This window comes from Allochromatium vinosum DSM 180, from assembly GCF_000025485.1.
Taxonomy (GTDB): Bacteria; Pseudomonadota; Gammaproteobacteria; order Chromatiales; family Chromatiaceae; genus Thermochromatium; species Thermochromatium vinosum.
The window spans coordinates 3495763-3510259 of the sequence record NC_013851.1 but is presented as its reverse complement, the minus strand read 5'-3'; the positions used below and the strand labels follow the sequence as shown (position 1 = coordinate 3510259).

The window sequence follows — 14497 nt, the reverse complement described above, 5'->3', positions numbered from 1 at the left end:
TGCAGTGAAACACGGTTGCGCGACCGAAGCGAGCGTGTATGATGACTCGAACATTCCGAGCCGTATCCAGCCACTATGTCTTTACTGACTCAACAGGTACTGCGAACGGATCTGGCGGGCATGCCGCTGGAGTGGGTCGACTATCGCGACGCCGCACGACTCCATGTCCTCGGCTTGGTCGCCTATTCCTGCGGCGATCCGCTGTTCCTGCTGCGCGGCGGGATCAACGCCGGCACGGGCCGCCAGAGCCAGCTTCGGATCCACTCGATCATCGCCACTCATGGTCTGCATCACGCACTCGACCAGCCGCGCGATGACTATTCACCCCCGCTCTCCAACCGCACGCTCTTCCAGCGCGACGACCATATGTGTCTCTACTGCGGTCAGCGCTTCCCGGCACGCCAGCTCTCGCGCGACCATGTGCGCCCCACCAGCCGGGGCGGGCAGGACGTCTGGAGCAACGTCGTCACCGCCTGCGTGCGTTGCAACAACCACAAGGCCGGGCGCACGCCCGAGGATGCGGGGATGGAACTGCTCGCCGTCCCCTTCACCCCGACCCATGCCGAATACGTCTATCTGATGGGCCGCCACGTCCTGGCCGACCAGATGCATTTTCTGCGCGCGCACTTCCCGCGTTCCAGCCCCCTGCATCGGCGTCTCGGGCGCGGAAGCGCCGAATGACGCGCTGGGACCTGATCGCCGAACACATCGGCGCAGCCACGGGCGAGTCTTTCCAGATCCAACGCCAGCGCCCGGTCGGCGGCGGCTGCATCAACCGAGCCGCCGTCGTCGAAGACGGGAGCCGCGCCTTCTTCGTCAAGCTCAACACGCCCGAACGGCTCGACATGTTCGAGGCCGAGTCCGAGGGACTGGCGGCACTCGCCGCCGCGCGGGCCATCCGGGTGCCAGAGCCGGTCTGCGTCGGGCTTGCCGGCGGCGAGAGCTTCCTGGTGATGGAGCGGCTGGATCTGGGCGGACGGCTCGACGGCGAGCGCGCCGGACACCAGCTGGCCGCGCTGCACCGCGTCACCGCCGAACGCTTCGGCTGGCATCGCGACAACACCATCGGCTCCACCCCCCAGCTCAACGCACCCCACTCTGACTGGGTCGCCTTCTGGCGTGACCGTCGACTCGGCCCGCAGCTCGCGCTCGCTGCCGCCAACGGTCATCGCGGACGCCTTCAGTCCGACGGCGAGCGGTTGCTGTCCAGACTCGACGCCCTCATCGGCCATGCGCCGCCCCCGTCGCTCCTGCATGGCGATCTCTGGGGCGGCAACATCGGCGCCACACCCGAAGGCGAGCCGGTCATCTTCGATCCGGCCGTCTATCATGGCGACCGCGAGGCCGATCTGGCCATGACCGAACTCTTCGGCGGCTTCGGCTCGCGCTTCCAGGCCGCCTATCGCGAAGCCTGGCCGCTCGATCCCGCCTATGCCGTGCGCCGCATTCTCTACAACCTCTATCACGTCCTCAATCATCTCAACCTCTTCGGCGGCGGCTATCTTCGGCAGTCCCAATCCATGATCGAACGCCTGCTCGCCGAGACCGCTTGAGGTGACGCCAAAATTACGGATGTGTTAAAACCGTGTTCCAATCGAGTGATTTCCAATCTCGCGTCCTGACGATGACGCGAGACCCGGCGGTTTTCATACATCCCTTGAGTTACACCGATCCCTTTTTTCACATGCCACGTGAGTTGTTGTTACTGCGTCACGCCAAATCGGACTGGGACTCGGGCGCGGCGAGCGATTTCGAGCGCCCACTGGCCAAGCGCGGCAAGAACGACGCGCCCAAGGTCGGCTCCTGGCTCTATCGCGAAGGGCTGGTGCCGGACCACGTGGTCAGCTCACCGGCCGAGCGTGCGCGCCAGACCGCGATCAAGGTCTGCAAGCGTCTGGATTTCAAGAAGAAACGCATCGCTTGGGACGCCGAGATCTATGAAGCCGGCGTTCCGGCACTCCTCGACGTGCTCGCCCGCTGTCCCGGCGAGGCCGCGACCGTGCTGCTGGTCGGTCACAATCCGGGGCTGGAGGAACTGCTGCTGCATCTGGCCGGCGAGGAGGTCGAGCGACCCGCCGACGGCAAGCTCCTGCCCACGGCTACGGTCGCGCGTCTGGAGATGCCCGACGACTGGAGTCGGCTCGATCCGGGCAGCGCCCATCTGATCTCCATCACCCGTCCGCGTTGAAACGGCCGCTTGGGCACCTACAATCCAATCCAGGTCTTCGTTTCCACTCAGGATCCATCCAATGGCTGTACTCATTCTTGGACTCATGCTCTTTCTCGGGATGCACTCCATCTCGATCGTCAGACCCGATCTGCGTGCCACGGTCGTCGGGCGCTTCGGACTCGTGCCCTGGCAGGCCGTCTATGGGCTGATCTCGCTGATCGGCTTCCTGCTGATCCTCCAGGGATATGGTCAAGCGCGGCTGTCACCCATTCCGCTCTATGATCCGCCGACCTGGCTCCGGCACATCAATCTGCTGCTGATGCTGCCGGTGTTCCCGCTGCTGTTCGCCGCCTATCTTCCGGGGCGCATCCAGCGCACCGTCAAGCATCCGATGCTGCTGGCGGTCAAGATCTGGGCCTTCGCCCATCTGCTCGCCAATGGGATGCTGGCTGATGTGCTGCTCTTCGGTGCCTTCCTCGCCTGGGCGATCGCGGACCGGATCTCGCTCAAGCACCGCACGGCACCGCCGGTCCAGGGCGCGCCCCCCGGTCCCATCAACGACGCCATCGCCATCGTCGGCGGGCTGGGGCTCTATCTGCTGTTCATGTTCTGGCTGCACCGCGCCATGATGGGGGTGGCGCCGATCGGTTGACGGCCATGCCATGGACGGCACTGAAAGAATGAATCCCGTCCTGCCGGATAGATGCCCGAGATGCCCGGCCGAACGGATGGCATCCGTGGCGTGCCGATTTTGCATGAAGGGATGGGGCCGGAATCTGTATCCTTTCGGACAGATCATCGGCCCTGTACGCGCCCCTCCATGACTGCCACCCTCGACATCGTCTGGCTCCTCGTCTGCGCTTGCCTGGTGTTCCTGATGCAAGCCGGTTTTCTCTGTCTGGAAACCGGGCTGGTCCGCGCCAAGAACAGCATCAACGTCGCGATCAAGAACATCCTGGACCTCTGTGTCGCCGGCTTTGCCTTCTGGGTGCTCGGGTATGCGCTCATGTTCGGCGAGACCTGGGGCGGCTGGATCGGCACGGACGGTTTCTGCTTCGGAACCGGGCAATCGCCCTGGATGCTGAGCTTCTTCGTCTTTCAGGCGATGTTCTGCAGCACCTCGGCCACCATCGTCTCGGGGGCCGTGGCCGAACGCATGCGTTTCCTGGCCTATGCGATCATGGCTCTGGTCATGGTGATCCTCATCTATCCCGTGACCGGTCATTGGGCCTGGGGCGGCCTGCCGCACGAGGCGCGGGACGGCTGGCTGGCGCACCTGGGATTCATCGACTTTGCCGGCTCCACCGTGGTCCATTCGGTGGGCGGCTGGGTGTCGCTGGCGGCCGTGCTGCGGCTCGGTCCGCGCCATGGCCGCTTCGACAGTGCGGGCCAGACGATGCGGGGCGGCAACCTGCCCCTGACGACGCTCGGCGTCATGCTGCTCTGGCTCGGCTGGTTCGGCTTCAACGGCGGCAGTACCCTGGCCTTCGACACCCAGGTCCCCCTGATCCTGATCAATACCTTTCTGGCGGCGTCCGCCGGCGGACTCACGGCCATGGGTTACAGCTATGCGGTTCACCGCCAACTGATCGTGACCGAGCCGCTCAACGGCATCATCGGCGGACTGGTCGGCATCACGGCCTCCTGTCATCTGCAAGAACCGGCCTTTGCCGCCCTGATCGGAGCCGTCGCCGGACTGGTGGTCTCGCTCGGTACGGCGACACTGGAGCGGCTACGCATCGACGATGCCGTGGGCGCCATCCCGGCCCACCTCTTCGCGGGCATCTGGGGCACCCTGGCCGTGGCGCTCTTCGCCCCCGTGACCGACTTCGAACTGACCGGCGGGCGTCTGGCGCAGCTCGAGATCCAGACCCTGGGCATCCTGGCCGTGGGTGCGTATGCCTTCGGGGTCAGTCTGGCGGCGCTCTGGCTCCTGGACCGTCTCTATCGGTTGCGGGTCGACCCGGAGTCCGAGCGGCTCGGACTCAATGTGGCCGAGCATGGGGCGAGCACCGAGATCCTGGATCTGCTGACGGAGATGGACACCCAGCGGCGGCATGGCGACTTCTCGCGCCGTGTCTTCGCCGAGCCGCACACGGAAGTCGGGCAGATCGCCCGCCAATACAATCATGTTCTGCAACGGGTCAGCGAAGAGATCCACAAGCGCGAGGCCATCCTGCGCGATCTGACAGCCAGCGAGACCCGCAAGAGCGCCATCCTCGACGCCGTGCTCGACTGTATCCTCACCATCGACCACGAGGGCCATCTGCTGGAGATCAACCCGGCGGCGGCCCGAACCCTGGGCTGTTCGCGTCGCGCCGTGCTGGGACGCCCGCTCGCCGACATCCTCATCCCGGACGAAGCCCGTCCGGCCTACGACGAGGCGCTGGCGCAGGGGTTCGTCACCGAAGGGCGCTTCGTGGTCAACCAGCGCTCTCATACCATCCTCAAGCGCATCAGTGGCGAGACCTTTCCGGCCGAGTTGACGATCGCGCGCGTCAAGAGCGGGCCGTATCCCGAGTTCAACTTCCATGCGCGCGACATCACCCGCCAGCGCGAGGTCCAGCGTCGTCTGCACCAACTGGCGCACTATGACGGCTTGACCGGTCTGGCGAACCGGCAGTTCTTCCGCCAGAACCTGAGCATCCATCTGATGGGGCCGGAGCCGGCCCAGATCGCCGTGCTGTTTCTGGATCTGGACCGCTTCAAGACCATCAACGACACCCTGGGGCACGCCGCCGGCGACCAGCTCCTGCGCACCGTGGCCGAGCGCTTGCGTTCCGTGTTGCGCAGTGAGGATCTGGTGGCGCGCTGGGGCGGCGATGAGTTCGTCGTCGCGCTGCTGGGCGTCCAGGATCGCGACGCGGTCATGCACAAGGCCGCCGACATCATCGCGCGACTGGCCGAGCCGCATCCGCTCGCGGGACGCTCGATCCGCGTGCCGACCAGTATCGGGGCCGCGCTCTATCCGGAGGGGGGAACCAGCGCCGACCTGTTGATCCGCAATGCCGATCTGGCGCTCTACCGCGCCAAGAGCAACGGTCGAGGGCACTGTCAGCTCTTCGATCCCGTGCTGGCCTCGGAGATCTCCGAGCGACTGGAATTCGAGAACGATTTGCGCGATGCGCTCGATCGCGGCGAACTGGAGCTGTTCTATCAGCCACAGGTGGAGGTGGGGTCCGGTCGGATCGTCGGACTCGAAGCGCTGCTGCGGTGGCGGCATCCGGGCAAGGGGATGGTTTCGCCGACGGTCTTCGTACCGATCCTGGAGGAACTGGGCCTGATCGAACTCGTCGGCGAATGGGTGTTGCGAACGGCGTGCCGACAACACCGCGTCTGGCGCGAACGCGGACTCAGCCCGCCACGGATCGCTGTCAACGTCTCCGGGCGCCAGTTTCTGCGCCTGGGCTTCGCCGAAACGGTCGAGCGCATTCTGACCGAAGAGGGAACGGCCGTGACAGCGGTGGAACTCGAGATCACCGAGACCGTGCTGGCACACGACACCGACGTCTGTATCGAGACACTGCGCCGACTCAAACGGCTCGGCCTGGAGATCGCCCTCGATGACTTCGGCACGGGCTATTCGTCGATGAGCTATCTGAAACGTTTCCCGGTCGATACGCTGAAGATCGATCGCGCCTTCGTGGCTGAATGCGATGTCAACGCGGAGGATGCGGCCATCTGCACCGCGATTCTGTCACTGGCGCGCGGACTGGGTCTCAAAACGCTCGCCGAAGGTGTGGAAACGCCGGGGCAGCTCGAATTTCTGCGCCGGGAGGGCTGTCAGTTCTACCAGGGCTTCTTCTTCCGTCGGCCCATGCCGGTCGAGGAAGTCGAGCGGTTGCTCGCGGAGGATGTCTCTCTGATCTCATCCCGTCATTTCAAACCGACCGTTCCCGAAGAGACGGTCTGAAATTTCGTTCCTTCAAGCAAGCACTGACTCTGACTGCGCATGAACGCCATCCGAATCCAGACAGAACCCTTCGACATCCGCGCCGAGCAGGAGGCGCTGTTTCAGGACAATCCGCGTGTTGGCGCGCTCGTCACCTTCGTTGGGCTGATGCGCGATCTCAACGAAGGTGTCGGTGTCGCGCGCATGATGCTGGAGCACTATCCGGGCATGACCGAGAAGGCGCTCAGCGCGCTCGTCGCGGAGGCCGGTGAGCGCTGGGACCTGGAGGGCATCCGCCTCGTGCATCGGGTCGGAACGCTGGAGCCGCTCGACCCCATCGTCTTCGTCGGGGTCGTCAGCCAGCACCGGGGCGACTCTTTCCGTGCCTGTGAATTCCTCATCGACGCGCTCAAGACGCGCGCGCCCTTCTGGAAGAAGGAGCTTACCGAGACGGGTGAGCGCTGGGTCGAGGAGCGGGCGACGGACTTGGAGGCGGCTCGTCGCTGGTGACGGCGTTGTGGTCGGTCGCGTCGATCAGCGGCGGCGGCTCGGAGAGCGACCGGATGCGCCGATGCAGCGCCGCCTTCGACAGCAGATGCGCGCTCACCGGCGCGGTGATGAAGAGAAACAGCGTCACCAGCACCTCATGGAAACTCAGCCCATTGTCCTGGGTGCTGAAATGGATCATGGACGCGATCAGCAGACTGCCGACACCGATGGTCGTGGCCTTGGTCGGTCCATGCAGCCGGGTGTAGAAATCCGGCATCCGCGCCAGTCCCAGCGAGCCGATGAAGGTGAACACGGCCCCGACCAGGATCAGGACCGTCAGCGTGATCTCCAGCATCATGCACCTATTCGATGATGTCGCCGCGCAGCAGATACTTGCACAGCGCGACGGTTCCAATGAAGCCCATCATGGCGATCAGGATCGCCGCCTCGAAATAGAGCGCCGAGTCCAGATGCATCCCCAGCAGCACCAGGAGCGCGATGGCGTTCACATAGAGCGTATCGAGCGCCAGGATGCGATCGGGCTTGTCCGGCCCGGTCAGCAGGCGCCAGAAGGTCAGACCGATGGCGGCCGTCACCAGGGCGAAGGCGATGAGTACGGCGATGTTCAGCATGACTCGAAGACCTCGCGGATGGGTGTCTCGTAGCGGCGCTTGATGGTCGCGATCAACGCCTCGGGATCGGCCACGTCCAGCCCCTGCACCACCAGGATGCGCCGATCCGGACTCAGCCAGGACGACACGGTTCCCGGCGTGAGCGAGATGGTGTTGGCCAGCAGACTGATACCCAGCTCCGAGCGCAGATCCAGCGGAACCTCCACAAAAGCGGGTCGGATGTGATTGGCACCGCGCAGGATCAGCCAGGCCACGGCCAGATTGGCGACCAGGATGTCGTATCCCACCACCAGCAGGAAACGCAGCAGGGTCAGCGGCCGGCGCACGGGCACCGGGTCCGGCCAGAAGCGCAGGGTGAAGATGGGGATCAGCCAGCCGAGCAGCAGTCCGAGCAGGACGGAGCCGGGCGCGAGACTGTTGGCCAGCAGCACCCAGATCAGGGCGAGCGTCGGCGTGAGGATCGGATGCGGCAGCCAGCGTTTCATGACCCGGCCTCCCAGGGGGCGATCTGGATTCCGACGGGTTTGAGCACCGCCTGGATGTAGCCGGCCGGATCGAGCAATTGTCCAGCGGTCGCCTCGGCCAGATCCAGCACCGGACCCGAGCCGATCAGCAGCGCCAGACACAGCAGGAGCAGCCCGATGGTCGGCAGCGACGCGCCGGGCAGACCCTTCGCCGGTGGCGGATGGGTGGGTTCGCCAGAGCCGGCGCCCCGGATATGGAAGAACAGCAGACTGCCCGAACGTGCCAGGGCGACGATGCCCAGCAGGCCGCCGACCAGGACCACCGCCAGCATCCAGGGCCAGACCGATTCAGCGAGCGCCGCGCGCAGCACCAGGAACTTGCCGACGAAGCCCGAGAGCGGCGGCAACCCCGCGACCAGCAGTGCCGCGACGAAGAACAGCCCGCCGAGCAGCCCGGCATTCGGCAGCGCCGGCCCCGGCACCAGCCGGTCGGCCGCCCGGCCGCGCTCGCGCGTGATGAGATCGGCCAGCAGGAAGAAGGCCGCCGTCGCAAAGGTGGTATGGACCAGATAATAGAGTCCGGCCGCGATCCCCTCGCGACTGCCGAGTCCGAACGCGGCCAGCAGCAATCCGACCGAGACCACCACCAGATAGGCGATCTGCCGGCGCAACTCGGTCGCCGCCAGCGCGCCCAGCGCACCGAGCGCCAGGGTCAGCAGCCCCAGCGGCAAAAGCCAGGCGGCATAGAACCCGGCCAGGATGCCGGCCTGTTCGCCGAACAGCAGCGTCTCGACGCGAAGCAGTGAATAGGCGCCGACCTTGGTCATGATGGCAAACAGTGCCGCCACCGGCGCCGAGGTCGAGGCATAGGCCGAAGGCAGCCACAGATGCAGTGGCGCCAAGGCCGCCTTGAGCGCGAACACCGCCAGCAGCAGCAGCGCCGCCACCCGCGCCGGTCCCAGATCCTCGGGCGGCAGCTGCGCGATCTTCAGCGACAGATCGGCCAGATTGAGCGTGCCGGTCAGACCATAGAAAGCGCCGGCCGCAAACAGGAACAGCGTCGAGCCGACCAGATTGATGACGACGAAATGCAGTCCGGCGCGCACCCGCGCCGCCCCGCCGCCATGCACCAGCAGACCGTAGGAAGCCAGCAGCAGGATCTCGAAGAAGACGAACAGATTGAACAGATCCCCGGTCAGGAAGGCCCCGTTGAGACCGAACAACTGGAGCTGGAACAGCGGATGGAAATGGCGGCTGCACGTGTCGGTGCCCTGCATGGCATGCAGTAGCGCGAAGAACGCCAGCAGTGACGTCACCAGCAGCATCCACACCGCCAGCCGGTCGGCCACCAGCACGATACCCCAGGGGGCGGGCCAGTGGCCCAGATGATAGGTGAGGACGGTGCCGTCCCCGACCAGGATCAGCAGTTCGATCGCGAGCAGGATCTGCCCCAGGATCGCCGCCAGATTCAGGCTACGGCGCGCGGCGAGCGACAGTGTCCGCCGCGACAGCAGCAACAGGGTGCCGACCAGCAGCGGCAGCAGTAGCGGAGCGATGACGAGATGGTTCATGTCTCCGACTCCTGGCTGTCACGGACACTCGCCCGACCGTCGACATGATCGTTGCCCAGTTCGGCGCGCGCCCGCAGCGCCAGCATGATGACGAAGGCGGTCATGGCGAAGCTGATGACGATGGCCGTGAGCACCAGCGCTTGGGGCAGGGGATCGGTATAGCGACTCACCTCGGGATCGAGGATCGGCGGCGCGCCGATGGTCAGGCGTCCGCTGGCGAACAGGAACAGATTGACCGCATAGGTCAGCAGGGTCAGGCCCAGCACCACGGAGAAGGTGCGCGCGCGCAGCAGCAGATAGACGCCACCGGCGGTCAGCACACCGACGATCAGACTCATCAGGGCTTCCATGTCAGGCCGGCTCCTGGTTTGCGTGTGAACCGTCCGCTCCGGGATGGGTGGCGCGATGCATCAACCCCAGATGGATCAGGATCAACAGGGTCGCGCCGACCACCACCAGATAGACGCCCAGATCGAACAGCATGGCCGTGGCCAGCTCGAAGTCGCCGACGATCGGCCAGTGGATATGGGTGAAGCTGGAGGTCAGGAAGGGATAGCCGAACACCAGACTCCCAAGCCCGGTCAGGGTCGCGATCAGCAGACCCGCGCCGATCAGCGGCAGCATGTTGCTCGACAGTCGCCGATGGGTCCAGGCCACGCCATTGGTCAGATACTGCATGATGAGCGCCACCGCCGTGATCAGCCCGGCGATGAACCCGCCGCCCGGCTCATTGTGTCCGCGCAGGAAGATGAAGATCGACACCAGCAGCGCCAGCGGCAGCAGCAGCCGCGCGAGCGCCGCCATGATCGCCGGATGGGTGTCCCAGTTCCAGGGGCGACCATCGGCATCGTGTGTCAGGCCCGGCAACCGCAGGCCATAGAGCATGGCATGGATGCCGAGTCCGGCGAGCGCCAGCACTGTGATCTCGCCCAGGGTATCGAAGCCCCGGAAATCGACCAGGATGACGTTGACCACGTTCGAGCCGCCGCCGCCCGGCAGACTGTTGGCGATGAAGTAATCCGAGATCGATTCCAGCGGGCGGGTGAGGATGGTCCAGGTCAGGACACCGGCGCCGAGTCCGGCCAGACCCGCGACCACGGCGTCGCGCCAGCGCCGCGCGGCGCTCGACTCGTCCGGTCCGCGCTGCGGCAGGAAATAGAGCGCCAGCAGCAGCAGCACGATGGTCACGATCTCGACGGAGAGCTGGGTCAGGGCCAGATCGGGCGCGGAGAACTTGACGAAGATCAGCGCCACAAGCAGTCCGAGTGCGCCGACCACGACCAGCGCCGTGAAGCGGCGCCGATGCAGGGCGACCGTCACCAGCGTCACCAGGATCAGCCCGGCGGTCATGGTCAGACTGACACCATCGATCGGCAGGATGGCGCGCGTTCCGGTCAGCGGCGAGCCGGAACCGACGAACCCGAGCACGCCGAACACGAGCACCGTCAGCAGCAGCACCAGCACCAGCCGTTGCAGCGAGCCGTTGTCCAGCCGCCGGGTGATCCAGCCCGAAAACAGCATCAACTCGGCCAGCAGCCACTCATACATGGCTCGCGCGTCGAGCCACCCCTCCATCCGCGCAGCGATCCGGAACAGCGGCCGGCGCGCGGCATAGATCGACAGCCCCCCGACCAGCGCCACCAGACTCATGACCACCGGCAGCCCGAAGCCATGCCAGATGGCCAGATCGAACTCAGGCGGCGGGGCCTGCAGGACACTGGCGACGGTCATGCGCAGAATCGGATCGACCGTGAGCGCCGGCAGGATGCCGACCAGCAGACAGATGGCCACCAGGATCGCCACCGGCGCCTTCATCCAGAACGGCGGTTCGTGCGGCGTGCGCGGCAGGTCGACCGGCTCGCCGTTGAAGAAGACGTCGTGGATGAAGCGCAGCGAATAGGCCACCGCCATCACACCCGAGGCGACCACGAGTGAGGGCAGCAGCCAGCCGTATTCGAAGCCGGTGGAGAAATCGGCGGTCTCGGCGAAGAACATCTCTTTCGACAGGAAGCCGTTGAACAGCGGCACGCCCGCCATCGAGGCCGCCGCCACCATCGCCAGGGTCGCGGTATAGGGCATGAAGCGCCACAGACCATTGATACGGCGCATGTCGCGCGTGCCGCACTCGTGGTCGATGATTCCGGCGGCCATGAACAGCGACGCCTTGAAGGTCGCGTGATTGAAGATATGGAAGACGGCCGCCACCGCCGCCAGCGGGGTGCCGAGTCCGAACAGGAGCGTGATCAGTCCCAGATGACTGACGGTCGAGTAGGCCAGCAGCCCCTTGAGGTCATGCTTGAACAGCGCCACGCCGGCGCCGATCAGGAGCGTGGCCAACCCGGCGCCGATCACCAGCCAGGTCCATTCCGGCGTGCCCGAGAGCACCGGGAACAGCCGCGCCAGCAGAAAGATCCCGGCCTTGACCATGGTCGCCGAATGCAGATAGGCCGAGACCGGCGTCGGTGCGGCCATCGCGTGCGGCAGCCAGAAATGGAACGGGAACTGCGCCGACTTGGTGAAGGCTCCGAGCAGGATCAGCACCAGCATCGGGGTATAGAGCGGGTCGGCGCGCACTGCCTCGCCCTGGGTCAGGATCACCGAGAGGTCATAGCTGCCGGCCATCTCGCCGAGCAGCAGCAAACCGCCGAGCAGCGCCAGTCCGCCCATGCCCGTGACCGCGAGCGCCATGCGCGCCCCGCGCCGGCTCTCCGGCTTGCGGTAGGAATAGCTGATCAGCAGGAACGACGACAGACTCGTTAGCTCCCAGAAGATCAGCATCAGGATCACGTTCTCCGACAGCACGATGCCGAGCATCGAGCCCATGAAGAACAGCAGATAGGCATAGAAGCGTCCCAGCCCATCGCGCTCGGGCAGATAGTAGCGGGCATAGAGGATGACCAGCAGTCCGATGCCCAGGATCATGGACGCAAACAGCAGCCCCAGCCCGTCGAGCCGGAAGGCCAGATCCAGCCCGACCGCCGGGATCCAGTCCAGACGCCACAGCACCGTCTCGCCGGCGAAGGGCGTCGGTGCAAACGGTGCCAGACAGAGCACGGCCAGCAGGGTCACGGCGCCGGCCGTCCAGGCGGATTTCATGCGCCCGAAATGGGACACCCAGCCCGTCAGGACCGCGCCGAAGAAGGGTAGGAGTACGACGAAGGACAGATTCATAGTGCCGCGACTCTGCCAGCGGAACGGCCCAATGGCAAGTCGAGGACCGATTCGCCGGATCGGATCACGGGAGACACCGGGGACGACCGCTGTCATCGAGGATCAGTTGGGCATGTCAGAGTCTGCGACCCCAATGGGCACCAGGCGTGTCAGCAGCGCCATGGCACCGTGCTCGTCCTGCGCGCTCAACACGCCCTTCAACTCACTGAGCGCCGCCGCGAGCACGCCGGCCTCCAGGATCTCGGCACAGCGCGCGATGTGGATGCGTGGATGCGGCGTGTCGGCAAAACCCTCGGTCGGATAGAACAACTCTTCGTACAACTTCTCACCCGGACGCAGACCTGTGTATTCGATGCGAATGTCGCGTCCCGGCTCACGCCCCGACAGCCGGATCATCTGCTCGGCCAGATAGCGGATCTTCACCGGCTCGCCCATGTCGAGCACGAAGGTCTCGCCGCCCTGGCCGATCACGGCCGCCTGCATGATGAGCTGACAGGCCTCCGGAATGGTCATGAAGAAGCGCTCGATCTCGGGATGGGTCACGGTCAGCGGCCCGCCACGCTCGATCTGCTGCTGGAAGCGCGGCACCACGCTCCCGGCCGACCCCAGCACATTGCCGAAGCGCACCGTCATGAAGCGACAGGCCGAGCGCCGCTGCATGTCCTGACAGATCAGCTCCGCGAAGCGCTTGCTCGCCCCCATCACATTGGTCGGATTGACCGCCTTGTCGGTCGAGATCAGCACGAAACGCTCGCAGCCCCAGGCGTCGGCGGCGGCCGCGATGGTGCGCGTCCCCAGTACATTGTTATCGAGTGCCGCCAGCACCTGATCCTGCAACAGCGGAACGTGCTTGTAGGCCGCCGCATGGAACACCACATCGGGACGCCGCTGCGCGAAGAGCCGGTCGAGCGCCGTCGCGTTGGTCACATCGATCAGATGGCGCGACAAGGGCGGCGGCTCGGGTCCGTCCAGTAGCTCGGTCTCGATGCGATAGAGGTTGTATTCGCTGTGATCGACCAGAATGAGCAGGCGCGGCGCGCAGCGGCACAACTGACGGCACAGCTCCGAGCCGATCGAGCCTCCCGCCCCGCTGACCAGGACCACACGCCCGGCCAGTCCCTGTTCGATCGAGGCCCAGTCCAGGGTCACAGGATCGCGTCCCAGCAGATCCTCGATCGAGACCGCCCGTAATTGATTCACCGCCACGCGCCCGGCCATCAGCTCCTTGGTCTGGGGCACGGTGCGAAACGGGCGTCCGGCCGCTTCGCAGAGACCGACCAGCCGCTGCATCTGCTGCGCCGAGGCACTGGGCACCGACAGCAGGATCACATCGATCCCGAACAGTTCGACCAGACGCGGGATGTCGTCGGTCGTGCCCCGGATCGGCACGCCATGCACCACACCGCCCTGACGGCGCGGCTTGTCGTCGACGAAGGCCACGGGCACATAGCCGCACTGCCGATCGCGCAGCAGATCGCGCACCAGCATTTCGCCCGCGCGTCCGGCGCCGACGATCAGCACGCGCTGACCGCCGCTGAAATCCAGCCGCCGATCCTTCAGCCAGCGATAGAGCAGTCGCGGCCCGGCCAGCAGCATCAGCTGAAAGATCACGAACAGCACCGGCAGCGAGCGCGGCACATAGGCCATGCGATTGAGCGCGAACAGCACGAACAGCAGCAGCGCGGTGCCGACCAGCACCGCCAGGGCGATGCGCACCAGATCGTTCAGCGAGGCGAAGCGCCACACACCCCGATAGAGACCGAAGGCCCAGTAGACCGGACCGATCACCAGCACCACCAGCGGCAGGGTGTCGACGGCCTCCTCGATGAACTCAGGCGGCACATAGGCCAGGTTGAAGCGCATCCAATAGGCCAGACCCCAGGCCGCCGGGATCATCAGCATGTCGTGCAGGAACACCAGCAGGCGCGAGCGGGCGCGCTGTAACCACCGGGTCATCGGGACGACGAGACCCTTATGAGTTTGAGATCGAACGCCGGTCGACCACGACCGATGGGTTCCGAGATATTCATCCGCCTTCGTTATCCGCACAATGACCGGTTGCAGAATCGTAGCACGGCGACGCTGAAGGATCAGCGCAAGCTCCGGCA

General features: G+C 65.6%; 13 protein-coding genes. 6 read left to right on the top strand and 7 right to left on the bottom strand.

Annotation, left to right across the window (positions count from 1 at the left end):
* The first annotated feature begins 75 nt into the window (after nt 1-75).
* From ALVIN_RS15510 to ALVIN_RS15485, 6 genes are all read left to right on the top strand, one after another.
* A complete protein-coding gene (locus tag ALVIN_RS15510) occupies nt 76-681 on the top strand; it encodes an HNH endonuclease (protein ID WP_012972275.1) in 606 nt (201 codons plus the stop codon).
* The gene (locus ALVIN_RS15505) at nt 678-1553 is read left to right on the top strand and encodes a fructosamine kinase family protein (RefSeq protein WP_012972274.1); all 876 of its coding nucleotides are present in this window, start codon (nt 678-680) and stop codon (nt 1551-1553) included. The genes ALVIN_RS15510 and ALVIN_RS15505 overlap by 4 nt, the downstream gene beginning before the upstream one ends.
* Before the next feature lie 131 nt (nt 1554-1684).
* Complete coding sequence (locus ALVIN_RS15500; RefSeq protein WP_012972273.1) at nt 1685-2188, top strand: SixA phosphatase family protein; 504 nt, start codon at nt 1685-1687, stop codon at nt 2186-2188.
* Between the two features lie 61 nt (nt 2189-2249).
* Nucleotides 2250-2822 (top strand): NnrU family protein, encoded by a 573-nt coding sequence (locus tag ALVIN_RS15495; protein ID WP_012972272.1) that lies wholly within the window; start codon nt 2250-2252, stop codon nt 2820-2822.
* Nucleotides 2823-2990: 168 nt separating this feature from the next.
* A complete protein-coding gene (gene amt, locus ALVIN_RS15490) occupies nt 2991-6083 on the top strand; it encodes an ammonium transporter (RefSeq protein WP_012972271.1) in 3093 nt (1030 codons plus the stop codon).
* A gap of 39 nt (nt 6084-6122) precedes the next feature.
* Complete coding sequence (locus ALVIN_RS15485; RefSeq protein ID WP_012972270.1) at nt 6123-6572, top strand: molybdenum cofactor biosynthesis protein MoaE; 450 nt, start codon at nt 6123-6125, stop codon at nt 6570-6572.
* Here the strand turns inward: ALVIN_RS15485 and ALVIN_RS15480 are convergent.
* From ALVIN_RS15480 to ALVIN_RS15450, 7 genes are all read right to left on the bottom strand, one after another.
* On the bottom strand, nt 6505-6909 hold the full coding sequence (locus ALVIN_RS15480; RefSeq protein WP_407637046.1) for a Na+/H+ antiporter subunit G: 405 nt from the start codon (nt 6907-6909) through the stop codon (nt 6505-6507). The genes ALVIN_RS15485 and ALVIN_RS15480 overlap by 68 nt on opposite strands.
* A 4-nt stretch (nt 6910-6913) precedes the next feature.
* Entirely contained in the window at nt 6914-7183 is a 270-nt protein-coding gene (locus ALVIN_RS15475) for a K+/H+ antiporter subunit F (protein WP_012972268.1), read from the bottom strand.
* Nucleotides 7177-7668: a Na+/H+ antiporter subunit E gene (locus ALVIN_RS15470; RefSeq protein WP_012972267.1), complete on the bottom strand. Its 492-nt coding sequence runs from the start codon at nt 7666-7668 to the stop codon at nt 7177-7179. Before ALVIN_RS15470 ends, ALVIN_RS15475 begins: the two co-directional genes overlap by 7 nt.
* Nucleotides 7665-9218, bottom strand: coding sequence for a monovalent cation/H+ antiporter subunit D (locus ALVIN_RS15465; protein ID WP_012972266.1), 1554 nt, complete (start codon nt 9216-9218; stop codon nt 7665-7667). The genes ALVIN_RS15470 and ALVIN_RS15465 overlap by 4 nt, the downstream gene beginning before the upstream one ends.
* Nucleotides 9215-9568, bottom strand: coding sequence for a Na+/H+ antiporter subunit C (locus ALVIN_RS15460; protein WP_012972265.1), 354 nt, complete (start codon nt 9566-9568; stop codon nt 9215-9217). Before ALVIN_RS15460 ends, ALVIN_RS15465 begins: the two co-directional genes overlap by 4 nt.
* A 1-nt stretch (nt 9569) precedes the next feature.
* Nucleotides 9570-12389, bottom strand: coding sequence for a monovalent cation/H+ antiporter subunit A (locus tag ALVIN_RS15455; RefSeq protein ID WP_012972264.1), 2820 nt, complete (start codon nt 12387-12389; stop codon nt 9570-9572).
* Between the two features lie 102 nt (nt 12390-12491).
* Entirely contained in the window at nt 12492-14345 is a 1854-nt protein-coding gene (locus tag ALVIN_RS15450; RefSeq protein ID WP_012972263.1) for a polysaccharide biosynthesis protein, read from the bottom strand.
* Nucleotides 14346-14497 lie beyond the last annotated feature (152 nt).

Coding starts and splice junctions, on each gene's coding strand:
- ALVIN_RS15475 (WP_012972268.1), bottom strand. CDS start 7,183: ATGCTGAACATCGCCGTACTCATCGCCTTCGCCCTGGTGACGGCCGCC.
- ALVIN_RS15500 (WP_012972273.1), top strand. CDS start 1,685: ATGCCACGTGAGTTGTTGTTACTGCGTCACGCCAAATCGGACTGGGAC.
- ALVIN_RS15460 (WP_012972265.1), bottom strand. CDS start 9,568: ATGGAAGCCCTGATGAGTCTGATCGTCGGTGTGCTGACCGCCGGTGGC.
- ALVIN_RS15480 (WP_407637046.1), bottom strand. CDS start 6,909: ATGATGCTGGAGATCACGCTGACGGTCCTGATCCTGGTCGGGGCCGTG.
- ALVIN_RS15470 (WP_012972267.1), bottom strand. CDS start 7,668: ATGAAACGCTGGCTGCCGCATCCGATCCTCACGCCGACGCTCGCCCTG.
- ALVIN_RS15485 (WP_012972270.1), top strand. CDS start 6,123: ATGAACGCCATCCGAATCCAGACAGAACCCTTCGACATCCGCGCCGAG.
- ALVIN_RS15495 (WP_012972272.1), top strand. CDS start 2,250: ATGGCTGTACTCATTCTTGGACTCATGCTCTTTCTCGGGATGCACTCC.
- ALVIN_RS15465 (WP_012972266.1), bottom strand. CDS start 9,218: ATGAACCATCTCGTCATCGCTCCGCTACTGCTGCCGCTGCTGGTCGGC.
- ALVIN_RS15455 (WP_012972264.1), bottom strand. CDS start 12,389: ATGAATCTGTCCTTCGTCGTACTCCTACCCTTCTTCGGCGCGGTCCTG.
- ALVIN_RS15510 (WP_012972275.1), top strand. CDS start 76: ATGTCTTTACTGACTCAACAGGTACTGCGAACGGATCTGGCGGGCATG.
- ALVIN_RS15450 (WP_012972263.1), bottom strand. CDS start 14,345: ATGACCCGGTGGTTACAGCGCGCCCGCTCGCGCCTGCTGGTGTTCCTG.
- amt (WP_012972271.1), top strand. CDS start 2,991: ATGACTGCCACCCTCGACATCGTCTGGCTCCTCGTCTGCGCTTGCCTG.
- ALVIN_RS15505 (WP_012972274.1), top strand. CDS start 678: ATGACGCGCTGGGACCTGATCGCCGAACACATCGGCGCAGCCACGGGC.